A 24,232-nucleotide genomic window follows, 5' to 3' on the forward strand; every position below is an offset into this window, starting at 1 on the left:
TCTTAGTTGTAGGGTAAGGCGGTAAGATGATCTTTATCCGGGGCGATCGCAGCCAAGGGTGAAGGCCAGCCGATGCGTCGCCTGCGGTGCGAGCCAGACCAGATCAACGCCGGAGTTAAACGCATCAGGCGGGCAACTCATGGGCTCGGTTGCCAGCCCGGTGCGGCCCAGTTTTTCGCCGGTGTAAATTTGCAGCCAGGGCTGATCGCTACGTAAGTAAACAGAAAGGGACGGCTTCCGGCTGGTCAGGCGCACTTCCCACTGCTGGCCGTCCGTGCCTGTGCGAAGGCTGTCATCAATTTGCGTTGCGCCGAGCAGACGTGGGGAAAGGAAATCGCCTTGCGCTATCGCGGCAGGCAACGTGAGCAGGCACTCGTCCAGCGGCATTCTGTTGCAGGTCAGATACGGGTGCGCACCTGCGCCATAAGGAGCAGGTTCACGTCCTGTATTTTGACTGTCGAGCGTCACCTGCAGGCCCTGCATGGCATCCAGCCGGTACGTCACCGTTGAAACCAGGGCAAACGGATACCCGTAGCTGGGCGGTAAAAAGATTGTCAGCCTCGCTGTGCTGTCGGTATATTCCGCAATCTGCCAGTCACGCCACGCCAGCAAACCGTGAATGGCGGTTCCCCCTTCGTGATCGTTGATCGGTAAATGAAGCCATTTACCGTTATGGTACCAGGTGCCCTTCGCGACGCGATTGGGCCAGGGAATCAGTACCTTCCCCATGTGCGCCAGCGGCAGGGTTTCAGGGGAATGGGGGAGCACCAGATGCTGACCTGCGTATGTCAGTTCAGCCAGACCCGCGCCCACGGTGACAAGGGTGGCCTGATAGTCTCCGGCCCGCAGTACAAGGGTTTTTCCGCTGCTGTGCATAGCTGGTACTCCCGTCTGTTTTGGAATTATTTTGCGTTACAGTCCAGTAATCCGGCGGCGACAGCGGGAGCCAGGCCCGGTGCCAGCGGAAGGCGTGGGATGACCAGGCAATGCAGCAGGTGATAGATATCCTGTTTGCCGTCCCAGACTTTGGTCGTCACCTTGTTTTCGCAATCCAGTTCCTGCCACCAGGAACCGTTTTCGAAGTCCATCAGGTAGGTCATACAGTAGTCCCACCACTTCTGATACCAGACTTCGTATTGCGCCTCACCGGTGACGGTATACAGCGCATAGGCGGTTCCCATCGCTTCGACGATAGGCCAGCGTACCCGCTCGCGCACCACGGGCTTGCCGTCCCAGTCCACGGTATAAACGAAACCGTCTGCGCCATCGGGCGCCCAGGCATCACGCAGGGTGGCGTGAAATAACCCTTTGGCATCTTCCACTAACCAGGCCGGTGGGGTTTCAAAGCGCGCTTCAAGCGCGGCGTGCAGATGCAGCATCAGTCGCCCCCACTCAATCCAGTGGCCGGGCGTGCCACCATAAGCACGGAAGCGGTGGGCAGGGTTGTCTTTGTTGTAATCGCGCAGTGGCGTCCAGTGCGTGTCAAAGTGTTCATTCACGCGGTAATTATTTTGACGCGCGACATCATGGATGATTACGGACGTGACGCGCAGCGCGCGATCCAGCCATTTCTTATCGTGCGTGACGTCATACACGATCAGGAACGCTTCAACGGCGTGCATATTGGCGTTCCCTCCCCGGTAGTCTTCGGTCTTGCTGAATGCCTCGTCCCAGGATTCCAGGCACATCTGCTCGTCTTCACTCCAGAAGTAACGTTCAATGACCTTGATCGCCTCATCCAGCAATGGACGTGCCGCCGGATGGCCGGTGGTAACGGCGCTGGCGGCGCCCAGCAATACAAAAAAATGCTGGTAGCCCTGCTTGGAGGCATCGAGAACGCCTTCATCGTTGACGCAGGCGTACCAGCCGCCATATTTTTTATCGCGAAGCGCACCGTTTAACGCATTGATACCATGTTCAACCAGTTGATAAGCCCCGGGCCGCCCCATTGAGGCCGCCACCGCATAGACGTGCAACATGCGGGCGGTAATCCACAGGTGCGTTCCCTTATCGGGTTTGACCTGACCGTTATTACCCAGCCAGCCAAATCCGGTTGGCACCGCCGCATGCTTGCCAAAACTGAAAATCCGATCGGTTTCCTGTTCGAGCCAGCGATTGTGGCTTAAGGTGTTAAACCATTTCATCTGCTTCTCCCTATTAACGTTTCGCCATCATTTCATCTACGATCTCGCCCAGCCGTTGCAGTCTGGGAACAGAGATATCCCGCAGCATCAGGTCGGTATCGGGCAAACCAATAACCGAAGACCAGACTGCGCGGCCCGCCAGGAATCCGGAGGCACCCGCCTGCATGGCGACTCTGACGGCTCGTGGGAATAATTTTTCGTCAATGCCAGAGGAGAGGATGACCCACGGCATCATGATCAAATCGTTAAGTTTCTGCGCGGCCGTCAGCAGGTCGGCTTGTGAACCTTTGCCGTACAGCGGCATTTCCACCTTATAAAGATCCGCTCCGCTGTTACCCAGTTCCTTCGCTGCAGCGAGGATCGCCTGCTCGCGTTCGAAGCGATCGCCCCGGCGCGGCGGTCTGACAACGGGTTCGATAATGCTGAGCAGACCATGGCGGTGACAGCGCGCAGTGAAGGTATTCACCATATCGAGCCGCTGCTGTGCGTCTTCATCGCTGCGCCACAGCACCAGCAGCTTGAGCGCCTTTGCCCCGTCACGCTTGACGGCCTGAGGATCGACGCGGTGATCAATCTCCACACTGTCAACCGGAATGCCGTTGCCCGGGATAAACGCATCCGCCGCGACAATGATGCCGCAACCGGGCGACACAGCCCGCTGCTCCACAATCTGCTGAAAGCAAAATTGCTGATCCACCAGGATGGCGGAGGCATAAGGCGATAACACGCTGGCGGCATTCACTTTGAATTCGGTCAGAACCCGATCGCTGACCGGCTGTGGCGCACCCGCGGCGGCAAACATCAGCCGCATCGCTTCACGCTGATCCACAGCCAGCATGGCGAAACCACCTGATGGCCGGGCGATGTCTTTAAGGGTGTAATGAGTCATGTGCTTTCCTCTGATTGAGCGTCACAAGGGGTTGTCGAAGGTGAGAGGCCTGCGCTGGCGCGCACGTGTTCGAGAAGGGCGGTCCAGTCCTGACGTCCGCGTCCGGCGGCGCGCGCCTGGCTGTAAACCTCACGTGAGGCGGCCCCGAGCGGCATGGGCACATGCAGCTGGTTAGCCACATCCAGCGCGATGCCCAGATCTTTATGAGCCAGATCGATCATAAAGGCCGGTGACAGGTCGCCTTTCAGCACCTTATTTGGCCAGGTCGTGGTGAAGTGCCCCTTCCCTGCTGGCGTGCCGTTCATGACCTGTAGCGCAACGTCCAGCGGCAGCCCCAGCCCTTCACACAGCACCGCCGCCTCTGCAGAGAGCGCATTCAGGGCGATACTCATGTAGTTATTAATCAGCTTGACGCGAATCCCCATGCCCGGTCCGCCAGCCACCACCACCTCATTTCCCATGGCCAACAGCAGCGGTTTTGCCCGCTCAATCTGTTGCAGTGTTCCGCCTGCCAGCAGCAACAGCGTGCCGGCGATAGCATGATCGGATGTACGCCCAACCGGCACGTCCATCATGCTGAAGCCGCTCGCCCGCATCTCGTTAATCATCTGGTCGGTCTGTAGCGGATGGATCGTCGACATATCGATCACCAGTGCCGAAGGCGACAGCGTGGTACAGACGCCCTGATCACCTGACAGGACAGCGCGCACCAAATCGCCATTGGGCAGCATGGTGATAACGAATTCAGCCCCTTCGGCGGCCTCGGCTGGAGAACGGGCAGCCTGTGCGCCTTTTTCCACTAACCTGGCAACCGCCTCGTGATTGACGTCAAACACCCTGAGCTGATAGCCCTGCTTAAGCAGATTGCTCGCCATCGGCGCCCCCATTTGCCCCAGTCCAATAAACGCTACTTCCGCCATACCGCTCTCCCAAACCCGATGAATGTCACATTTTGTCCGATATATGATTTTTACTGTCTTTTTTGGATCATATTTGTAATTTAAGGTCAAAAAATTGACAGGTGTCACTTTTAAAACATTTGATGAAATTAAAATGACAGCACGAGAAAATGTCTGAGGAAGAGTGATGACGCGCATAGCTTGTGTAGGGATCACCGTACTGGATCGCATCTGGTACCTGGAAACGTTACCGCATCAGGGCGGAAAATATGTCGCCAGCAACTATCGGGAAGTCGGCGGTGGCCCGGCGGCCACGGCAGCCGTCGCGGCTGCAAAGTTGGGTGCGCAGGTAGATTTTATTGGCCGGGTCGGGGACGATGACACCGGGAAAAGGCTGCTGTCCGAGTTAAACAGTTACGGCGTAAATACACGTTATACAAAGATTTTTAACGCTGCCCGCTCCTCGCAATCTGCCATTCTTGTGGATGCTGAAGGCGAACGTATCATCGCCAACTATCCCAGCCCGGATTTACCCGACGAGGCCGACTGGCTAACGGAAATCGATTTTTCTCAGTGGGATGCCGTGCTGGCGGATGTCCGCTGGCATCAGGGCGCAAAATGCGCCTTTACGCTGGCACGCAGGTCCGGCGTTCCCACCATTCTGGATGGCGATGTGACGCCACAAAACATTGCTGAACTGGTAACGCTGAGCGACCACGCGGCGTTTTCCGCACCCGGTTTGCAGCGTCTGACCGGTATGGAAAGTGACGCCAGTGCGCTGAAAAAAGCACAAATGCTCACAAAAGGCCATGTCTATGTGACACAAGGCGTTCAGGGTTGCCTCTGGCTTGATGCGGGCACATTACAGCATCAGCCAGCTTTTCATGTCAGGGTGGTCGACACGACCGGTGCCGGCGATGTTTTTCATGGCGCACTGGCATTCAGGCTGGCCCAAAAGCCCGCCGTGGCGGAAGCGGTGCGCTTTGCCAGCGCTGTCGCGGCCTTAAAATGTACGCGCCCGGGTGGCCGGGCCGGTATTCCCGATTATGAGCAAACCTGTTCTTTTATGTCAGTTAATGGTTAAACTGACAGCCAAAGTGGTCTTCAGAGAGCAGCTCATGATCCTTACGGACGTAACCGGTAATCCTCGCCACGATCGTTTACTCAGCCTGATCGCCGAACGTGGCTACATGAATATTGATGAACTTGCGGTGCTACTGGATGTGTCGACGCAAACGGTACGCCGCGACATTCGCAAACTCAGCGAACAGGGATTGATTACCCGTCATCATGGCGGCGCAGGCCGCGCATCCAGCGTGGTCAATACCGCCTTTGAACAGCGCGAAGTCTCACAAACCGATGAAAAACGATCTATCGCTGACGCCATCGCTGACTACATTCCTGATGGTTCCACGGTGTTTATTACGATTGGCACCACCGTGGAGCATGTGGCCCGCGCCCTGATGAACCATAAGCATCTGCGGGTTATCACCAACAGCCTGCGGGTGGCACATATTCTGTATAAATGCCCCCAGTTTGAAGTCATGGTGCCCGGCGGCACGTTGCGCCCACACAATGGTGGCATTATTGGTCCGGTGACCACGGCCTTTGTGGCCAGTTTCCGGGCGGATTATCTCGTCACCAGCATGGGCGCCATTGAGAGTGACGGTGCGCTGCTGGAATTTGACGTCAATGAGGCCAACGTTGCACAAACGATGATGGCGCATTCGCGTCATATATTGCTCGCCGCCGATCATACTAAATTCCAGGCCTCGGCCGCGGTGGAGATGGGCAGCGTGGCGCAGGCGACAGCCCTGTTCACTGATAAACTGCCGGGTACGGCGCTGCAAAACCTGCTGAAAACCCATCAGGTTGAAGTGATCCTGGCTAAGCCGGGTGGCGATGAGGGGGCGGAATAATTAACCCCGGCAGTGCCGGGGTTAGCGTGTGTTTAGCGGAACTTCTTGTGGTTTTCGTTACGGATAGCAGCCAGTTTTTGCGCTTCTGCTTTGGCTTCATCCAGCTTGCCCTGTTTAGCCAGTGCATCGGCTTTATCAATCTGGGCAATCAAATCATCCATGCCTTTGTGAAAGTCTTTCATTTCCGGGCTGTCCGGTGCTTTGCCTTCCAGTTTGTCCGGGGTGCCTTTTTTGGCATCTTCGGCTTTGGCGCGCAAATCACCTAACATTTTGTGCAGCTGATCGGCGCTTTTCGCCCCATCCAGCGACTTGTAAATACCCGCCATCTCTTTCATATCGTGCTCAAGAGAAGCCGCACCGGCGGTGACATTAACAGATAACAAGGCAACAGCTAACAACGACATAAACGCTTTACGCATGCTCAGCTTCCTTTTTATTGTGAAAACGCTGCTTATAAAAAAGCGGAGGGTCGATGCCCTCCGCTTGCTATCGCCTACACAACTTAAAAGAGATTTTACTGTCCGGCAATATACATTTCGGGTAACAGAACAGAACCACACTGAATATTGCTGCGGGTTTCAATGTCATCGCCTACGGTAACAATGTTCCGCCACATATCGCCTAAGTTACCTGCAATCGTAATTTCACTTACCGGATACTGAATCTCGCCATTCTCCACCCAGAAACCGGCTGCGCCACGCGAATAATCGCCCGTGATGGCGCTGACGCCCTGTCCCATCAGTTCGGTCACGACCAGCCCGGTGCCCATCTGCTTCAGCATGTCGTTGAAGCTGTGCCCCTGACCGGCGATGCGCCAGTTATGAATGCCGCCCGCGTGACCGGTGCTGGTCAGGCCCAGCTTGCGCGCAGAATAGCTGGTCATCAGCCAGGTTTGCAGCACGCCATCTTTAATGATGTCGCGGGCCTGTGTACGTACGCCTTCGCTGTCAAACGGCGTGGAGGCCAGGCCTTTTAACAGATGCGGCTGCTCCTGAATGGTCAGCCATTCAGGCAGAATCTGTTTGCCCATCGCATCCAGTAAGAATGTGGATTTACGATAGACGCTGCTGCCGCTGATGGCGCCGACCAGATGGCCGAACAGGCCGGTCGCGACTTCCGGCGCAAAAATGACCGGCGCTTTCATGGTATCGAGCTTACGCGGTGCCAGGCGCGACAGCGTCCGGCGAGCGCACTCAGCCCCAACCCAGTCCGCGCTCTTTAAGTCCTCAATGGCGCGGCCAATGGTGTACGCATAATCACGCTCCATATTGCCGTCCTGCTCAGCAATGACGCAGCTGGACAGCGAATGACGGCTGGAACAGTAGCTTTGCAGCATGCCGTGGCTGTTACCAAAGACTTTGATACCGACATGGCTGTTAAAACTACCGCCTTCAGTATTGGTGATGCGTTTGTCTGCCTGCAGTGCCGCCTGCTCTGCCTGTGCCGCCAGCTGGATAGCATAATCGGCATCGATCTCCCACGGATGGTAGAGATCCAGATCCGGTGCGTCATAAGCCAGCAGTTCGGCATCCGCCGGGCCGGCAAAGGGATCCGGCGAGGTATAGCGTGCGATATCAATCGCCGCCTGCACGGTTCGTTTAATGGCATCCGGGCTGAGATCGGTCGATGAGGCACTGCCTTTACGGTTTTGGTGGTAAACAGTGATGCCCAGTGCGCCATCACTGTTGAATTCGACGTTTTCCACTTCGCCGTAACGGGTACTGACACCAATACCGGTGGTCTTGCTCACCGCGACTTCCGCGCCATCCGTACTTGCTTTTGCCAGTTCAAGCGCCTGTGCAATTGCCTGTTCCAGTGCTTTTCGCTGTTCTGCAACTTGAGTTGATACGTTCATCGACCTGCCGTCTAATCTTATGGTTGAATAATTTGAGTCTATCAGAGTCAGAGAACAATTTCGCAGTCACCCGATAAACTGGTAGGATTAGCCTCTTTTTTTTGGAGCCAGATATGACTAAGCAGCCTGAAGAGTGGCTCGATGATGTGCCCGATAATCACGAAGAAGAAGATGAAGAGATTATTTGGGTTAGTAAGAGCGAAATCAAACGCGATGCTGAAGAGCTGAAACGCCTGGGGGCCGAACTGGTCGACCTGGGGAAAAACTCGCTGGATAAAATTCCGCTGGATGAGCGTTTGCGTACCGAGATTGAACTGGCGCAGCGTATTAAGAAAGAAGGCCGCCGCCGTCAGTTACAGTTAATTGGTAAGCTGCTGCGCAGCATCGACGTTGAACCGATTCGTACCGCACTGGATAAGCTTAAAAACCGCCATAACCAGCAGGTTGCGCTGTTTCACAAGCTGGAAATGCTGCGCGATCGCCTGATTGAAGAAGGCGATGAGGCGATGACCGACGTGCTTGCCCTTTATCCTCAGGCCGATCGTCAGCAACTGCGTAGCATGATTCGTAATGCACAGAAGGAAAAAGCGGGTAACAAACCGCCAAAATCTGCCCGTCAGATTTTTCAGTACCTGCGCGAATTAGCAGAAGCCGTCTGACCCTGGCGGTGATGTGCGGCTGAGCAGTGCCCAGCCGCAGGGTTTTCTCTCCCCTCGTTCGGGGAGAAAAGGATCGGCTACCGGTTAACGAGCCAGACGATCCAGCAGCTTCTGATGAATCCCACCAAAGCCCCCGTTGCTCATCACCAGGATGGAATCGCCCGGCTGCGCCGTTTTGGCGATTGTTTCTACCAGCGCATCAATATCCGCGCTGCAGTGCGCAGGCTGCATGCAGGCTTCTGCGACATCCGCGACCTGCCAGGGAATATGGCTCGGCTGGAACAGAAACACTTCGTCGGCACGCGCCAGTGACGGGGCAAGTTCATTTTTATTCACGCCCATTTTCATGGTGTTTGAACGCGGTTCGAGCACGGCCAGGATACGCGCCGTCCCGCCCACTTTGCTGCGCAGCGCGCTCAGCGTGGCAAGAATCGCGGTCGGATGATGGGCAAAATCATCATAGATCTTGATGCCGTTGACCTCGCCGCGCAGTTCCAGACGACGACGGGCATTGATAAAGCTGTCCAGTGCCTGGCTGGCATCCTCGGGTTTCACGCCAACATGACGGGCTGCCGCAATGGCCATTAAACCATTGTGCATGTTGTGTTCGCCGACCAGTGCCCAGTTCACTTCACCCACTTTGTTGCCGTCCAGCCAGACTTCCCAGTGTGAGGCGTCAGGCGTCAGTTTTTTCGCCTGCCAGTGACCGCCATCGCCGACATGTTCCTGCTCGCTCCAGCAGCCCATCGCCATTACCTGCTTCAGGTTATGATCGTGCTCCGGCAGCAGGATCTTGCCCTGGCCCGGCACGATGCGCACCAGGTGATGGAACTGTTTCTGGATCGCCCGCAGATCGTCAAAAATATCCGCATGATCGAATTCCAGGTTATTCAGAATCAGCGTACGTGGGCAGTAATGAACGAATTTAGAGCGCTTATCGAAAAACGCGCAGTCATATTCGTCAGCCTCAATCACAAAGAATGGGCTTTTTCCTAATTTTGCTGAAACATCGAAGTTGCCGGGTACACCGCCGATAATAAAGCCCGGTTCCAGACCACACGCCTCCAGAATCCACGCTGCCATGCCTGCCGTCGTGGTTTTACCGTGCGTGCCGGCCACGGCCAGCACCCACCGGTCACGCAGCACGAAATCATGCAGCCATTGGGGACCTGAAAGGTAGGGAATGTTGCGTTCCAGAACCGCTTCCACACAGGGATTACCGCGCGTCATGGCATTGCCGATGATGACCAAGTCTGGTTGAGGATCAAGCTGACTGGCGTCATAACCCTCTGTTAATTCAATACCTTGCTGTTCCAGCAGGGTGCTCATCGGCGGATAAACATTGGCATCTGAGCCTGTCACCTGATGGCCAAGGGAGCGTGCCAGCATCGCCAGCCCGCCCATAAACGTGCCACATATCCCGAGGATGTGAATGCGCATAAAAACGTCCATAACTCAAAAGTTCGGCGCACAGTGTAACCTCGGTTGCGAGCGGAAGAAACGGATTAGGACTATGGTTTTTGAAGTTCAATCGGCTAAACTGCGTACGCATCCGTCGGCAGTGAAGTATGCCGCTGCCACTCCATCGATGATTCAGGGAATGTGTTATGAAAACGTTGGGCGAATTTATCGTCGAGAAGCAACACGACTTTCCGCACGCTACAGGTGAACTGACGGCGCTTATCTCAGCGATTAAGCTGGGTGCCAAAATTATCCACCGCGATATTAACAAAGCCGGTTTAGTGGATATCCTGGGGGCCAGCGGCGTCGAGAATGTTCAGGGTGAACAGCAGATGAAACTGGATCTGTTCGCCAACGAAAAACTCAAAGCCGCACTGAAAGCGCGCGGTATCGTTGCCGGTATCGCTTCTGAAGAAGAGGACGAATTTGTCATCTTTGAGGGCGAGGAAAACGGCAAGTACGTGGTCTTGATGGATCCGCTGGATGGATCATCAAACATCGACGTTAACGTCTCTGTCGGCACCATTTTCTCAATCTATCGTCGCGTCAGTGAACCCGGCACACCGGTTGTCGAAGCGGACTTCATGCAGCCGGGCAACAAACAGGTCGCGGCCGGTTATGTGGTTTACGGTTCGTCTACCATGATGGTTTACACCACCGGTTGTGGTGTACATGCGTTTACCTACGATCCGTCACTGGGCGTGTTCTGCCTCAGTCACGAACGGATGACGTATCCGGAAGTGGGCTACACCTATTCCATTAACGAAGGTAACTACATTCGTTTCCCGCAGGGCGTGAAAAAATACCTGAAATTCTGTCAGGAAGAGGATGTGGCAACGCACCGTCCTTACACCTCACGCTACATCGGTTCACTGGTGGCGGATTTCCATCGTAACCTGCTGAAAGGCGGCATCTACCTTTACCCCAGCACGGCCAGCCATCCGAAGGGTAAACTGCGCCTGCTGTATGAGTGCAACCCCATGGCCTTCCTGGCCGAGCAGGCGGGCGGTAAAGCCAGCGACGGGCAAAACCGTATTCTGGATATCCCCCCGGTAACGCTGCATCAGCGCTGCCCGTTCTACTGTGGCAACACCGCCATGGTGGATGACGTAGAGCGCTTCCTGGCAGAGTTTCCGGAGTGTCGTCAGGGCTAAGCATAAAGGGCGCGGGTGTCGCGCCCTTATTTTGTCTTATGCCTGCTGAAGCCGGAACAGCGCCATAGCAGCCTGCAACTGCTCTGACTGCGCCTCCAGTGAATGCGTGGCGGCGGTGGCCTGCTCCACCAGCGCCGCGTTCTGCTGCGCCGCTTCATCCATCTGCGTCACCGCATGGTTGACCTGATCGATGCCCCGACTTTGCTCTTCTGAAGCCATCGAAATCTCTTTCATCAGTGCCGTCACGCGCATGACTTCACCAGCGATATCATCCATGGTTTCGCCTGCACGCGTGGCCATTTCACTGCCCTCTTTCACCCGCGTTTGTGAATCGCTGATCAGCGTGCGAATCTCTTTCGCCGCGCTGGCACTGCGCTGCGCCAGGGTGCGCACCTCATTCGCGACGACGGCGAAACCGCGCCCCTGTTCACCGGCACGTGCCGCTTCCACGGCGGCGTTTAACGCCAGAATGTTGGTCTGGAAGGCAATGCCGTCGATCACGCTCAGAATATCGCCGATGCGATTGGCGCTCTCGGTGATCTCACGCATTTTTTCCATCACGTAGTTCACCACTTCCGCCCCGCGATCGGCACTGTCAGAAACGGCATTCGCCAACTGGTGAGCCTGCTGCGCGTTACTGGCGTTCAGACGAACCGTTGCGGTCAACTGTTCCATACTGGCCGCCGTTTGCTCCAGCGACGCGGCGGATTCTTCGGTACGTTGAGAAAGGTGAACGTTGCCCGCCGCCAGCTCGCGGCTGCCGCTGTCGATTTTCAGCCCGGCCTCACGCACCTTATTCACCGAGTCACGCAGAGCCTGCTGCATGCCCGCCAGCGCATTGTTAAGACGACCCAGTTCGTTGTTGCCCGCCAGCGGCAACGGTTGAGACAGATCGCCCGCCGCCACCTGCTCAAGGTGAATAATCGCCTTGTTCAACGGCGTCAGTAACATGCGGCGCAGCAGCACCCAGGCCAGTACCAGCAGCAGCACGGAGAGCCCCACCGCCACGGCGATCAGCACTTTCATCATGATTTCATTGCGCTGAGCTTCAACTAACTGTGCCTGGGTAATTTCGTCGGCTTTCGCGCCAAAGGTCTCTACCGCTTTGGTGTACTTCGCGGATAAAGGCTCCAGTTTACCTTCCAGCAGTTGGTAATATTCATCGTTATACTGTTTGTCGAGCGCCTTCATCATCGGCAGGATGCCCTGATCAAGGTAATCCTTATAGCTTGATGCAATGGCATCAGCCATGATTTTGCCTTCCGCCGTCACGGTTCCGGCATCCACAAAACGTTTTAAGTTGCGCTGAGAGGACTCGACATCGGCCTGCGCCGTTTTGGTGACCTGCGCGCCCTCATCCAGTAAACCAATCTCAATCTTGCGTACTGCAAGCGCAGCACTGGCACGCGCGCGCATTAAATCGGCGTTACTGCGATACAGACTGTTTAACTCAATCCCCTGAATGCGGTTAATCACATCCAGCGAGCGGTTGCCCTTGTTGATTGCCACAATGCCCATCACACTCACCGCCAACAACAGCAGTGTCATGAATGCCAGCAACGCCAGCAACCCCGTGCGTAGTGATAACTGTTTCATCTTGATCGTTTCCGTATGAGTAGTAAAAGGCGAAATAATTTCGACAACCCTTAAACGGAGAAAGTATCGGCATTGCGATTCGCAAACTTTAACGCCTGTGAATGATTAATCCCGTGCTTGCCGCTAACCTGTTAATGAAATTGAAGGTATTTTGTTAAGGAAACAAAGGGGAAATCGATGAAAAAAAGGGTAATGTTGATAGCGCTCTTGAGTTGTAAGCTTGCAGTGGCTGAGCAGTCCACGATTGATGTCACGTTAAATCAATGCCTTAATCAAGCCGATACCACGCTGGCCTTGATGCAATGTCAGGATACGGCAACCCAGCAATGGGACGCGGAAATGAACGCGCAGTACAGTGCATTGATGAAAAAATTAAGCGGAGAACCCAGAGAGAAACTGCGTATCGCCCAGCGCGCCTGGCTGCGTTACCGGGAAGCCTGGTTAGCGGTGAGCCGCAGCCAACTCAACACGCAGGGCACTCTCGGCCCCGTTGCGCTGGCCACCCAGAGCACCGCGCTGGTCCGCAATCAAACCCTACAACTGCAATCTTTAGCCACTGGCAGTTGCGCGAACCCCAACGATTGTTGATTAATGTAACCCTTTAAAGTCAGTCATAACTGTCTTCATTCATTTTCAGGGAGAAACTATGGTTGCTTACGCCTCCACGCTGATCTTGATCTGCCTTGCTGTACTGAGTTACTTCGTCCACAACACCGCCGTGACCCTGTCCATTCTGATCCTGCTGATCATCAAAATGACACCGCTGTCGCAATTCTTTCCTTATGTGGAAAAACAGGGCATTACAGTGGGCATTATTATCCTTACCGTAGCCGTAATGGCCCCGCTGGCCAGTGGTTCGCTGCCTGCGTCATCCCTGCTGAAATCCTTTGCCAACTGGCAGTCGATTGTCGCAATCCTGGTAGGCATTTTCGTGGCCTGGCTGGGCGGGCGCGGCGTGAGTTTTATGAGTGTACAGCCTTCCGTCATTGGCGGATTGCTGATAGGAACAGTAATCGGCGTGGCGTTTTTCCGTGGCGTTCCGGTAGGGCCACTGATTGCTGCGGGCATTGTATCCCTGTTTGTCACGGCCAAATAGCGTTGAGGAGCATTCTGAAACGCCAAAAAGGGGGCGTACTTTCACAGTCAGTTGGCTATAATAGCCGACACTCAACATACGACGACTGAAGGAATACCCGATGAGTTTGAACCAGGTGCCAGCAGGTAAAGACCTGCCAGAAGATATCTACGTAATTATTGAGATCCCGGCGAATGCCGATCCGATCAAATATGAAGTTGATAAAGATTCTGGAGCCCTGTTTGTGGATCGCTTTATGTCTACGGCAATGTTCTATCCATGCAACTATGGTTACATCAACAATACGCTGTCGCTGGATGGTGACCCGGTAGACGTACTGGTTCCAACACCGTACCCACTGGAGCCCGGCTCAGTGATCCGCTGCCGTCCGGTTGGCGTGTTAAAAATGACCGACGAGTCTGGCGAAGATGCCAAACTGGTTGCTGTCCCGCACACCAAACTTACCAAAGAGTACGATCACATCAAAGATGTGAACGACCTGCCAGAACTGCTGCGTGCGCAGATCACCCACTTCTTTGAGCACTACAAAGATCTGGAAAAAGGCAAATGGGTTAAGGTTGACGGCTGGGATAACGCCGAAGCAGCCAAAGCCGAGATCGTCTCGTCTTTTGAGCGTGCGGCGAAGAAGTAATTCTGCCCGGCTAACGCAGGTTTACCTGAGGTAAACCGTTAAAAAACACCGTCCAACTGGACGGTGTTTTTATTCAGACTTCCGACGCCTCATCACGCTTCAGCCAGTCTCCACTCTGGATACGCTGGCGACCCGCGACCGAACGCTGATAGACATAAAGCCACGCACTACCAAACGGCGTCTGAATCAGATGGCGTTTGTACTCACCACCTTTGGTCCGAAGCGCATCTAACTCGGCGAGAATGGAGGCATCAATTCGGTAGACTTCGCAATATACCGTTCCTTCGCCCGTGATCACGCCAGGATAGTGACCCAGACTGTAGAGTTCATAACCCTCAATCTGGTGATCACCCAACCATTGCGCATGTGTCATCCAGTGACTGTTTCCCTGTTTGCGCCGTAAACTGCCATAGACAATTATTCGCATTACTAAAACTCAAACTGATAGAGCAAATCAAGAGCCTGATCCACACCGGACACGGCTTCCAAATAGAGTTTGGGCATCAGTCGGTAACGTAAGGTTAACGTTGCCAGTGAATCAAAGATGCCAACCCCGTATTTTACTTGTAGACCCGGCAATACATAGCCACTGACCTGTACCTGCTGACTGTCGCCAACGCCGGTCGTATCAAGGGCAAGATTACTGACACCGAATGTCTCGCCGATTTTACCCACAACCTGCCCACTTTGTGCAACCCCTAAGCCGACTAACGCTGACGTTAACGCGTTACTGTCGCCGTCGCTATTCAGCCCCTGACCGCGTAACAGGTAAGAAAGGGCCTCCTGCTGTGACATCGCCGGATCGGAGAACACTTCCACTTTCGGCTCATCCGCCAGCCCCGTAACGCGCAATCCTGCCGTTACGCCATCCTCGGTCGCATCCGGATTACGAATCGCTTCCAGGTTGAGATAAGGCTGGTCTGGCGGGCCCGCAAACTGCAGCTCGCCTTTACGCACGATCAAGTCCTGACCGTAAGCATGGAAACGGCCGGATGGAATATTGATCTGTCCGTTGAGTCCCAGTCCTGATTTATCCTGGACCATTTTCAGATCGCCATTCAGACGGGCTTTCAGTCCAAAGGCCGACAGACGCACGTCGTTTCCAACATGAATGGTCAGGTTACTGTTAATCGGTATTGAGGCCGTTTTAGGCGCAATCGGTTTAAGGTTTTTATCCAGCATAACTTCATCAGACGATACGCCGACTGCGCTCTCAGGAACCTCCTGTACCGTGATACGTGCCCAGGGAATATCGACGCGCCCGTCAAGATTAAAGGCGGCTGGCGTGGCTTCAAATACCACATCCGGCGACACATCCATGCGCACCATTGGCGGCACCGTGACACGGACCCGGCTGCCTTTGGCGGCTACGCGCGCACGCCAGTTATCCAGCTGGCTCCAGTCCGCATCGCCGCTCAGGTTGATATTGCCCTGTGCGGTCTGTAGCAGGCCATTCAGCGTCGAACTCATGCCGTTAAACACCATGTTCAGACTGGCACTGGTCAGATCCACCGGCATGAAGTTGCCTTTCACATTCACATCTTTCAGACCCAGTTGCCCAAAAAGCTGCGGCTGCTGCACTGTGCCGCCCAGGCGCAGATCGCTGTTCAGCAGGCCTTTGATGCTCTCGCCCTGCATTAAGGCGGGATTGATCATCGCCAGCGAGATATTGCGGATATTCACATTGCCACCCAGCTCACGGCGCTGTTGCGGATCGGTAATCTGCACATTGCCATCCAGTTGGCCGTTATTGACGAGGCGAATCAGCCAGTCGAGCTGTGCACGTCCGTCCCGCAGTGCCGCATTAACATTAATTGTGTTAAACGCGATGGGCAGCGTATTGCCCTGCACATCCTGCGCGACTTTCACATTATTACTCTTCAGCGCCAACGTCCCGACGGGCAGTTTGCCATCCGCCGTCCAGTTAACGCGGGCATCACCGCTGAACACGCCGCTCAGTTGGGTCTGGTCAGTCAGGAAGGGTTTTAGCATCGCCAGATCGAAGCGGTTTAATACCACATGAGCGTGACCGCTGGGGCCGGCTTCAATCGGTTCTGGCACACAAAGCTGCGCGTTGGGGTTTTGCCAGCAGTGCGGGCCGATTGACGCAGTCTGCTTCTGATTAACATAGTCGATCGCCATAGCGCGCGTCAGACGCCATTCCCCGACGGGCGTATTAAAACGCGTATTGTTCAGGCTGCCTTTCCATGTCTCCGTCTGGCGGTCAAAGCTACCGTTCAGCGCGAGCTGACCCGATACCGGCTCGCCCTGCACGTTAAGTTTAAGCTGATGCTGCTTTTCGTCGCCATCAGCATTGAGCGTCAACAGATTAATGTTAAGCGCATCCTGCTTCAGTTGTTCAACGCGCAACTGCAGCTTACCGGCGATCTGGTCGCTGGAGCGTACATCGCTTTTCAGCGTTACGCGCCGGACCAGCAGTTGCTGCCAACGTAAGCCAGTGGCCGTCAGATCCGCCAGCAGCTGAGGGGCTTTCAGCGATCCGCGGGCTTTGATATCCCCTTTGACCACACCGCCAAGTCCCGGCAATGCGTTATCAAGATGGGGGGCATCCACGTTGGCATCCAGGTTCAGCGTTTCGCCCAGACTGCCTTTGATATCCAGATGATTGCGGCCCAGCGCAATCTTAATACCCGGAATATCCCACTGGTTGTAGCTGTTGCCCCGTAATGTTCCGTCCGCACTGACCGCGTTCTGTTTGACGTTACCCTTCAACATCAGTTGCGGCACACTCAGCTGCCAGCTGCCGCCATACAGGCTGCCGCGCGTAGTGATTTTACCCTCCAGTCTGGCTGGCCAGTCCGGATACTGGCGGGCGGTATTGATGCCCGCCAGCGTCAGTTCACTGCGCCAGCTGATGGCTTTGCTCCAGTCCACCAGCGCCGTCAGATCGATAGTGCCCTGTAACGCTGCCACACGCAGCTTGTCCAGGCTGAACTGTTCACTATTCCCTTTACCGTCCAGCGTAATCGTGGCAGGCGGCACCGCTTCGCCTTTCACCGCCGTGCGCAGCGACATCACGTAGTCGGTCGCCTTGCCTTTGAGCTGATAGTCGAGATTGTCCGCCTGGTACTGAACCGCTCCGGTGAGCGGCCAGCGCAGTTGCGGACTGGTCAGGGTTAATGCTAGCGGAAGACCGGCAACGGCAGGCTGAGCACGGGCATCCAGCTGCGCCCTGACCGGGCCAGAGAGGTTGAGCGCCAGCTTCAGCTCGTCACGCATCGCGCCCTGTAAGGTCAGACTCAGCTTTTCCCCTTTAACCGGATCAACATTCACATCGCCATTCAGGGCAAAATCAACGGGCCAGTTGTCTGCGAGCGTGGCCTGGCCGCTGCCGTTGAGCCTGCCGAGGTTTGAGTCCACGTCCAGCGTTTGCAGTTGTATATGGCGGTCAAGCGTTTTGGCCTTCACACGCAGCTGATTCACAACGATATCGGTATCGCCGGTAATGCGGAGCTGTTCGCCCACGATGTCCTGAACATCGATATCCAGCGGTAACTGGAAGTCCGGCAGTGTCGGTAGCAGGGGTTTGGCAAACATCGCCTGCAGCGTTTCGCCCAGCGGCTTCTCGTTTGGCTGCGGCTGCTGGACTTTCGGATCGACCACCTGTTCCTTCGCGACCGCTGCCGCTTTAGGCAGCGCAATTAACAGGCTTTGAATGTGGGTAGGATTCAGCGTTAACGCCCGCGCCTGCCAGTGTAAGCCGGTGGAAAAATCCACCAGCGAAATCGCGGTATCATCGACTTTCACACTGATGTTATGCAGCCCGACGTGGCGCAGGCTGATGGGGTACGGCGTACTGAGATTGGTCGCGCTGTTATCGTCTTCGGGTGCCGCCGCCGACGGCGTCATCTTTTTACTGTCAACGACCACACTGATATCTTTTAGCGTCAGGTCATCGACGCAGACCGACGAGTGCAGCAGGCAATTGAGATTTAATGCCAGATGGATATTGCCCGCGTTAACGCTGACGCCCGGCATGTCGTAACGCAGACCGCTGAGCGTAAGATTACGCCAGCCGCCATCCACTTTGTTGATGGATAATCCCGCTACCCAGCGCGACGCGCCGTTTAACACTAAATGCAGGCCCGGCGTCGTACCAATCAAAAATGCCACGCCAGCCAACAACAAGACCAAAAAAATCAGAAAGCCAGTCAGGACCTTTTTCCAGCGCTTCATAGTTCAGGCCCCAATCCTACGTAAAATTGCAAACCGTGCTCCTCCCTGTCGCCAATGGGACGCGCAATATCAAACTTAATGGGCCCCACAGGCGATGCCCAGCGCACGCCGATACCGGCACCGGTTTTAATATCGCTTTGGCTGATGTCATTGACGGCCTCACCGGCGTCAACAAACACCGCGCCCCACCATTTTCCGCTGACGTTGTACTGGTATTCCAGTGAACCGGTGGCCATTTTTGAGGCCCCGGTCAGCTTGCCATCACTGTCACGTGGCGAGACGTTTTTGTACTTATAGCCGCGAATACTGCGGTCACCCCCGGCGAAGAAGCGCAGATCCGGCGGCACCTTATCGAAGTCGTTGGTTTCAATCCATCCCACCGTGCCGCGTGCAATAAAGCGGTTCTTTTCGCCCAGCGTACGAATCCAGACGTTTTGCGCCTGCAGGATCAGGAAATCGACATCCGATCCCCAGGTGGTATCGGACACATCGACAGAATAACGCTGCGAGTCGCCCCAGGTCGGCATCAGGCCACCGCGTGAGCGCGTGCGGTTCAGACTGACGCCGGGATAAAGCAACATCGTGGTATTGGTGACATTCCCTTGGGTAAAGTGGTCAAGGCTCCAGCGCAGATTGACGGCCCTTTGCCAGCCACTGCTGCTGTCCCAGTTACGCGATACTGCCAGCGTGCTGGTATCCGCTTTGGTGTCGTTCAGATCGGTGCGTTTGAGCCCGCCTGAAAAAGTGTAGTACTGCTCCAGCGGGCTTTTGAGTAACGGAACTTTGTAGCTGAGATCCACCTGCTGCTCAGGCGCAGAAATATAGGCACTGGCCATCATGCTGTGGCCACGGTCGTTAACCCAGGGCTTTCTCCAGGTGCCTTTCAGACGCGGCCCGACATCCGTCGAATACCCGACACCGGCTTCAACAATATTTTTTGCCCGAGGGGAAACGGCCGCATTTAACGGCAGGACTTTGGTTTTACGTCCCTCTTTAAATTCCGGCGCGACGACCACCGACTGGAACCACCCCGTAGCCGACAGGCGGCGATTCAGTTCAGCCAAATCACGGGAACTGTAATAGTCGCCCTTTTTAAACGGCACCAGATTTTGCAAATAGGCGTCACGGATCTGTGAGCCCTGGAAGGTGACATCGCCGAAGCGGTAACGCGGTCCGCTATTGTAGTCGATATCCCAAAAGGCTTCGTGGCGCGCCACGGAAACGCCTAACTGACTTTTTTCAAATTCGCCATCGAAATAGCCGTTGCGCAGCGCCAGGTTGGTAAAGCCACTTTTGAATTTATCGTACTGACCATGATTGAGGATTGTGCCAACTTTAGGGCGGCCCTGGGCGATCCAGTTTTTATAGTCTGCATCGTTTTTTGCCTGACCGGTGACAATGATCGTACTACCGGCAATCTTTACCGGCTGGCCAGGCGTCACGCGCGCGATGAGCACCGGACGGCCACCTTGCGCAGGGGCAGGGCGTGATTCAAAGTCGATATCAGGCTCATAGTAGCCGAGCGCGCGAAGCCCTTCTTTGATAGCGGCCGATACACGCGCGCGGAAACGGCCATCGTTGGTGACTTCGTCGCTGCTGATGGTCGACAGGCGTGCCCTGACGTTTTTTTGCAGTTCGCCGGTCAGCCCTTCAAGCTGTAGTCGAACCGGTGCCGCCCCAAAGGCGGGCGCGACGAGCAATAAGCCCGCCATGCAATAAACATAAAATCGTGGCACCTGTACTCCTGTCTCTCATGCCCGCCCCATTCCGCAGGGCGCGTGTTAATCCTTGTTGCCGTCACAATCGCAACGGCAACTTACTCATCATAGCCGCACTTTTTGCCAAAGGGCAGTCTGTAACGCGTTCTAAGTCAAACTGCGCATTATTGTCGGTAAAACGGACGCACGATACAACGACCTTGTTGTCCAGACAGGCCGCACGCCAGTAGACCACTCTCCTGCATTACACATGCATCCTGAGCTGAAAACCTCATTATAAGCCACTGTTTGCCCTCTGGCGGCGGCCTCCTCGCTGCTGCTATAATCACCCACCGCAGGCATCCCGCCTGTCTTCATTTCTGCCCCTTTCCCCTTACAACCTTGTCGAACGGGCGCAGACATTTTTGGCACGGATAGCTCCTCTGCGTCGTACGTACAGGGAATAAGCGCCTCAACCGCACGCTGCCCAGGCCAAAAATGACAAGTGGATAACTCTTTGGATTACTTATGCTTGATAGCTTACTTGTCATTCTGCTACTGATCGTAATCAGTGCTTTTTTTTCTCTCTCCGAAATCTCGCTGGCTGCCGCCCGCAAGATTAAGCTGAAACTGCTGGCTGATGAAGGCAACGTTAACGCTCAGCGGGTATTGAAGATGCAGGAAACGCCCGGCATGTTCTTCACCGTGGTGCAAATTGGCCTGAACGCCGTCGCCATTTTGGGTGGTATCGTCGGTGATGCGGCCTTTTCCCCGGCATTTTCCGCCCTCTTCAATCGCTTTATGTCTCACGAACTGGCCGAACAGCTCAGTTTTATCTGCTCATTCACCATCGTCACCAGCCTGTTTATTCTGTTCGCCGACTTAACCCCAAAACGGGTAGGCATGATCGCGCCAGAAACCATTGCCCTGCGGATTATCAATCCCATGCGCTTTTGTTTACTGGTTATGCGGCCGCTGGTCTGGCTGTTTAACGGCCTGGCCAACGTCTTTTTTCGCGTCTTTAAGCTGCCGATGGTACGCAAAGACGATATCACGTCCGACGATATTTACGCGGTTGTGGAAGCCGGTGCGCTGGCTGGCGTGCTGCGTAAGCAGGAACACGAACTGATTGAGAACGTGTTTGAGCTGGAATCACGCACCGTGCCCTCCTCCATGACGTCACGTGAAAATATAGTCTGGTTTGATCTGCACGAAGACGAAGTCAGCCTGAAAACAAAAATCGCTGAACATCCTCACTCGAAATTCCTGGTCTGTAATGGGGATATCGACCACATCGTTGGCTATGTCGATTCGAAAGAGCTGCTGCTGCGCGTACTGGGCAATCAGAGCATGGCGCTGAACAGCGGCGTGCAGATTCGTTCCGCGCTGATTGTTCCGGATACGCTGACGTTGTCTGAGGCGCTGGAAAGCTTTAAAACGGCGGGCGACGACTTCGCGGTCATCATGAACGAATATGCGCTGGTGGTCGGTATCATTACGCTGAATGATGTGATGACGACGCTGATGGGCGACCTGGTGGGTCAGGGCATGGAAGAACAGATTGTTGCGCGCGATGAAAACTCCTGGCTAGTGGAAGGCGGGACGCCGATTGATGATGTTATGCGCGTGCTGGATATCGATGATTTTCCGCAGTCGGGTAACTACGAAACGATTGGCGGCTTTATGATGTATATGCTGCGTAAAATCCCGAAACGTACCGACTTTGTGAAATTTGCGGGCTACAAGTTTGAAGTGGTCGATATCGACAGTTACCGCATTGATCAGCTGCTGGTGACACGGATTGATGAACGACCGCCGATGCTGAACGTGACGAAAAGCGAAGAATAGAAACACTCAGGGCGCCATCGGCGCCCTGTTTTTTAGTTAAACTCTAGCTTGAGACGAACGACCTGGCGGTTAATTTCTGACATCACGCTCAGGTGCTGTTTGTCTTTGACCCGGGGGATCAGGACTTTACCTTTATCAAACTCAAACGCGCCCACATCCTTGATGTACAACCTTCCTTTAAACAGCGTCTTAACATATTTTGCTATCTGTAGCGGATTATAGCGCTGGAAGATTTTCATACTTCTTAACTCCTTAATTTTTAAGCACGCTTCGCCGTTGCCAAATTCGGTACGGGTCCATGAAGCGCGAATGCGAGATAAACTATAGAACACTCTGCTTACTTCGCACGACCAGAAATAACTTTTTTTACCGTGCTGACAGAACATTACAGAATACTCTGTTATTTACTTTTCACTATTCAGTATAAACCTTCGTTCGTTACAGAATTGTGTGGTTGATAACAAAGCTGACAGCTTTTTGAGACAGCCGCATCATCCCTGCTTACTATTACAGTTGGATGACTAACTGGTCTGATCACTGGAGAAAATAATGAGGCGTATTACTCTGGCCGCACTGGCCTTGTCACTGCTGCTTCCTGTAAGTGCGTTGGCCCACAATCTTGAGACGGGAAAACGCGTGCCGCCCGTGGGCGTCAATGACAAAGGCGAGTTGATCCTGGCGCAGGAAAAATTCAGTTATAAAGACTGGAACAGCGCGCAACTGAACGGAAAAGTACGTGTCATACAGCACATTGCAGGCCGCTCATCGGCTAAAGAGATGAATGCAGCGTTGGTTGAGGCCATCAAGTCAGCGAAACTGCCGCACGATCGCTATCAGACCACGACGATTGTGAACACCGATGATGCCATTCCCGGCACCAGCCTGTTTGTTCGCAGCAGCATTCAGAGTAATAAAAAGCAGTATCCGTGGTCGCAGTTTATCGTCGACAGCAAGGGCAATGTGCAGCACGCCTGGCAGTTGCAGCAAGGCGGATCGACCATTGTGGTGCTGGATAAAAACGGTCAGGTGAAATATGTCAAAGACGGGGCACTGACGCAGCAGGAAGTCAAAGAAGTCATTACGTTGTTAAAAACGCTGTTAAAAGCACCCTGACAGGTGAAGTCGGGAGGCGAGTGCCTCCCGTCTGACGTCAGAACAGCGATACACGGAAGCCCGGATTCAGGAAAGATTCACGCGGCGCATAATCCAGCGTTCTTCCCTGCCAGTCGTGGACGTGGGCACCTGCCGCGACAGCAACGGCATGACCCGCGCCGGTATCCCAGATATTGGTGGGTCCAAAGCGCGGATAAAGCTGGGCCTTACCTTCAGCGACCAGGCAAAATTTTAACGATGAGCCGGTTGCCACCGTCTGATGTTCCCCTAGCTGCTTCAGATACTCTTTCATCTCATCATCATCGTTGTGGGAACGACTCACCACCACCAGCGGTGGACGTGCATCCAGAACGTGAATCTGCTGCTTTTCTCCGCCCTCTTCCTTCCAGGCTTTACCTTCTGCTGCCGAGTACATCACGCCCAGCGCGGGCGCGTACACCACGCCCATGATCGGTTTGCCCTGCTCGATCAACGCAATATTGACCGTAAACTCACCATTGCGTTTGATAAACTCTTTGGTGCCGTCAAGCGGATCCACCAGCCAGTAGCGCTGCCAGTGCTGACGGACTTCCCAACCGGGCGGATCTTCCTCTGACAACACCGGAATATCCGGTGTCAGCTGTTTCAGGCCCTTAACAATCACATCATGCGCGGCCAGATCGGCTGCTGTGACGGGCGAATCGTCTGCTTTATGCGAAACATCAGTGGGAACCGAACCGTTATAGACCTGCATAATCGCGTCGCCTGCCTCACGCGCCAGTTGGCTTATTTGCTCTAACATTTGTCACCTCATGTATGCGAATGCTACGCGTTAACTGTTATGCCTGTTGGAGTACATTTTAGCAGCTTCATGCTCGCCCCTCGTTTCAGGTAAACATTTTGAATCCTTTTTCAGCTATATCAACACAATAGCCCACAATGGCAAAGACCTCTTTTCACGCTGGCCTCTGCACTGATATGACTGAAGCGGCACCAGTCAGGCTCAAAACGTTATTTGCATCACGTTTTAATCTGCCCTTTCATCAGCCTTTTACATTACTTTTGTAGCCTTGATCTTTTAACGTTGGGAGTGAA

General features: G+C 54.6%; 22 protein-coding genes. 9 read left to right on the forward strand and 13 right to left on the reverse strand.

Annotation, left to right across the window (positions count from 1 at the left end):
* Positions 1–33: 33 nt before the first annotated feature.
* The 4 genes from C1N64_RS00565 to yihU are packed head-to-tail and all read right to left on the reverse strand — an operon-like array spanning position 34 to position 3,953.
* Positions 34–876, reverse strand: coding sequence for an aldose-1-epimerase (locus tag C1N64_RS00565; protein ID WP_058708633.1), 843 nt, complete (start codon positions 874–876; stop codon positions 34–36).
* 26 nt (positions 877–902) lie between these two features.
* Positions 903–2,144, reverse strand: a complete 1,242-nt coding sequence (gene yihS / locus C1N64_RS00570; protein WP_058702678.1) for a sulfoquinovose isomerase — start codon at positions 2,142–2,144, stop codon at positions 903–905.
* Between the two features lie 13 nt (positions 2,145–2,157).
* Positions 2,158–3,033: a sulfofructosephosphate aldolase gene (gene yihT / locus C1N64_RS00575; protein ID WP_058702679.1), complete on the reverse strand. Its 876-nt coding sequence runs from the start codon at positions 3,031–3,033 to the stop codon at positions 2,158–2,160.
* The gene (gene yihU / locus C1N64_RS00580) at positions 3,030–3,953 is read right to left on the reverse strand and encodes a sulfolactaldehyde 3-reductase (protein WP_394515190.1); all 924 of its coding nucleotides are present in this window, start codon (positions 3,951–3,953) and stop codon (positions 3,030–3,032) included. Before yihU ends, yihT begins: the two co-directional genes overlap by 4 nt.
* Before the next feature lie 166 nt (positions 3,954–4,119).
* Here yihU and C1N64_RS00585 point away from each other — a divergent pair, with 166 nt between their 5' ends.
* Positions 4,120–5,016 (forward strand): sugar kinase, encoded by an 897-nt coding sequence (locus C1N64_RS00585; protein ID WP_054686988.1) that lies wholly within the window; start codon positions 4,120–4,122, stop codon positions 5,014–5,016.
* A gap of 34 nt (positions 5,017–5,050) precedes the next feature.
* Positions 5,051–5,851 carry a DeoR/GlpR family DNA-binding transcription regulator gene (locus C1N64_RS00590; RefSeq protein ID WP_133745666.1) on the forward strand — a complete coding sequence of 267 codons (801 nt, stop codon included), beginning with the start codon at positions 5,051–5,053 and terminating at the stop codon, positions 5,849–5,851.
* Positions 5,852–5,883: 32 nt separating this feature from the next.
* Here C1N64_RS00590 and cybC read toward each other — a convergent pair whose 3' ends face one another.
* Positions 5,884–6,270, reverse strand: a complete 387-nt coding sequence (gene cybC, locus C1N64_RS00595) for a cytochrome b562 (RefSeq protein ID WP_006118342.1) — start codon at positions 6,268–6,270, stop codon at positions 5,884–5,886.
* Between the two features lie 95 nt (positions 6,271–6,365).
* Complete coding sequence (gene pmbA / locus C1N64_RS00600; RefSeq protein ID WP_006118343.1) at positions 6,366–7,706, reverse strand: metalloprotease PmbA; 1,341 nt, start codon at positions 7,704–7,706, stop codon at positions 6,366–6,368.
* Between the two features lie 113 nt (positions 7,707–7,819).
* Between pmbA and yjgA the strand changes: the two genes are divergently transcribed.
* A complete protein-coding gene (yjgA, locus tag C1N64_RS00605) occupies positions 7,820–8,365 on the forward strand; it encodes a ribosome biogenesis factor YjgA (RefSeq protein ID WP_033740015.1) in 546 nt (181 codons plus the stop codon).
* Between the two features lie 84 nt (positions 8,366–8,449).
* Here the strand turns inward: yjgA and mpl are convergent, their stop codons facing one another.
* Positions 8,450–9,805 (reverse strand): UDP-N-acetylmuramate:L-alanyl-gamma-D-glutamyl-meso-diaminopimelate ligase, encoded by a 1,356-nt coding sequence (gene mpl, locus C1N64_RS00610; RefSeq protein WP_033740016.1) that lies wholly within the window; start codon positions 9,803–9,805, stop codon positions 8,450–8,452.
* Positions 9,806–9,972: 167 nt separating this feature from the next.
* Here mpl and fbp point away from each other — a divergent pair, with 167 nt between their 5' ends.
* The gene (gene fbp, locus C1N64_RS00615) at positions 9,973–10,980 is read left to right on the forward strand and encodes a class 1 fructose-bisphosphatase (protein ID WP_006118345.1); all 1,008 of its coding nucleotides are present in this window, start codon (positions 9,973–9,975) and stop codon (positions 10,978–10,980) included.
* Between the two features lie 36 nt (positions 10,981–11,016).
* On the opposite strand, the gene C1N64_RS00620 is transcribed toward fbp, so the two are convergent.
* Positions 11,017–12,576: a methyl-accepting chemotaxis protein gene (locus C1N64_RS00620; RefSeq protein WP_054633026.1), complete on the reverse strand. Its 1,560-nt coding sequence runs from the start codon at positions 12,574–12,576 to the stop codon at positions 11,017–11,019.
* A gap of 177 nt (positions 12,577–12,753) precedes the next feature.
* Between C1N64_RS00620 and C1N64_RS00625 the strand changes: the two genes are divergently transcribed.
* The 3 genes from C1N64_RS00625 to ppa all read left to right on the forward strand — a co-directional run bounded on the left by C1N64_RS00625 (position 12,754) and on the right by ppa (position 14,303).
* Positions 12,754–13,164: a lysozyme inhibitor LprI family protein gene (locus C1N64_RS00625; RefSeq protein ID WP_054633025.1), complete on the forward strand. Its 411-nt coding sequence runs from the start codon at positions 12,754–12,756 to the stop codon at positions 13,162–13,164.
* Positions 13,165–13,222: 58 nt separating this feature from the next.
* Positions 13,223–13,672: a DUF441 domain-containing protein gene (locus C1N64_RS00630; RefSeq protein WP_039341815.1), complete on the forward strand. Its 450-nt coding sequence runs from the start codon at positions 13,223–13,225 to the stop codon at positions 13,670–13,672.
* 100 nt (positions 13,673–13,772) lie between these two features.
* On the forward strand, positions 13,773–14,303 hold the full coding sequence (gene ppa / locus C1N64_RS00635) for an inorganic diphosphatase (protein ID WP_006118350.1): 531 nt from the start codon (positions 13,773–13,775) through the stop codon (positions 14,301–14,303).
* A gap of 73 nt (positions 14,304–14,376) precedes the next feature.
* Here ppa and C1N64_RS00640 read toward each other — a convergent pair whose 3' ends face one another.
* Genes C1N64_RS00640 through C1N64_RS00650 form a run of 3 tightly spaced genes read right to left on the reverse strand, consistent with a single transcriptional unit; the run spans position 14,377 to position 20,212 of the window.
* Positions 14,377–14,730 carry a gamma-glutamylcyclotransferase family protein gene (locus tag C1N64_RS00640; RefSeq protein WP_006118351.1) on the reverse strand — a complete coding sequence of 118 codons (354 nt, stop codon included), beginning with the start codon at positions 14,728–14,730 and terminating at the stop codon, positions 14,377–14,379.
* Positions 14,731–14,732: 2 nt separating this feature from the next.
* Complete coding sequence (locus tag C1N64_RS00645) at positions 14,733–18,500, reverse strand: autotransporter assembly complex protein TamB (protein WP_058702681.1); 3,768 nt, start codon at positions 18,498–18,500, stop codon at positions 14,733–14,735.
* Complete coding sequence (locus tag C1N64_RS00650) at positions 18,497–20,212, reverse strand: autotransporter assembly complex protein TamA (protein ID WP_172677636.1); 1,716 nt, start codon at positions 20,210–20,212, stop codon at positions 18,497–18,499. The genes C1N64_RS00645 and C1N64_RS00650 overlap by 4 nt, the downstream gene beginning before the upstream one ends.
* A gap of 513 nt (positions 20,213–20,725) precedes the next feature.
* Here C1N64_RS00650 and C1N64_RS00655 point away from each other — a divergent pair.
* Entirely contained in the window at positions 20,726–22,045 is a 1,320-nt protein-coding gene (locus C1N64_RS00655) for a hemolysin family protein (RefSeq protein ID WP_033740022.1), read from the forward strand.
* A 32-nt stretch (positions 22,046–22,077) separates the two neighbouring features.
* Here C1N64_RS00655 and C1N64_RS00660 read toward each other — a convergent pair whose 3' ends face one another.
* Positions 22,078–22,284, reverse strand: coding sequence for a DUF1107 domain-containing protein (locus C1N64_RS00660; RefSeq protein ID WP_003855513.1), 207 nt, complete (start codon positions 22,282–22,284; stop codon positions 22,078–22,080).
* Positions 22,285–22,594: 310 nt separating this feature from the next.
* Here C1N64_RS00660 and C1N64_RS00665 point away from each other — a divergent pair, with 310 nt between their 5' ends.
* Positions 22,595–23,158, forward strand: coding sequence for a YtfJ family protein (locus C1N64_RS00665; RefSeq protein ID WP_033740023.1), 564 nt, complete (start codon positions 22,595–22,597; stop codon positions 23,156–23,158).
* A gap of 37 nt (positions 23,159–23,195) precedes the next feature.
* On the opposite strand, the gene cysQ is transcribed toward C1N64_RS00665, so the two are convergent.
* A complete protein-coding gene (gene cysQ / locus C1N64_RS00670) occupies positions 23,196–23,939 on the reverse strand; it encodes a 3'(2'),5'-bisphosphate nucleotidase CysQ (RefSeq protein WP_058702682.1) in 744 nt (247 codons plus the stop codon).
* Between the last annotated feature and the right edge of the window lie 293 nt (positions 23,940–24,232).

This window comes from Pantoea sp. SGAir0215 (assembly GCF_043543215.1).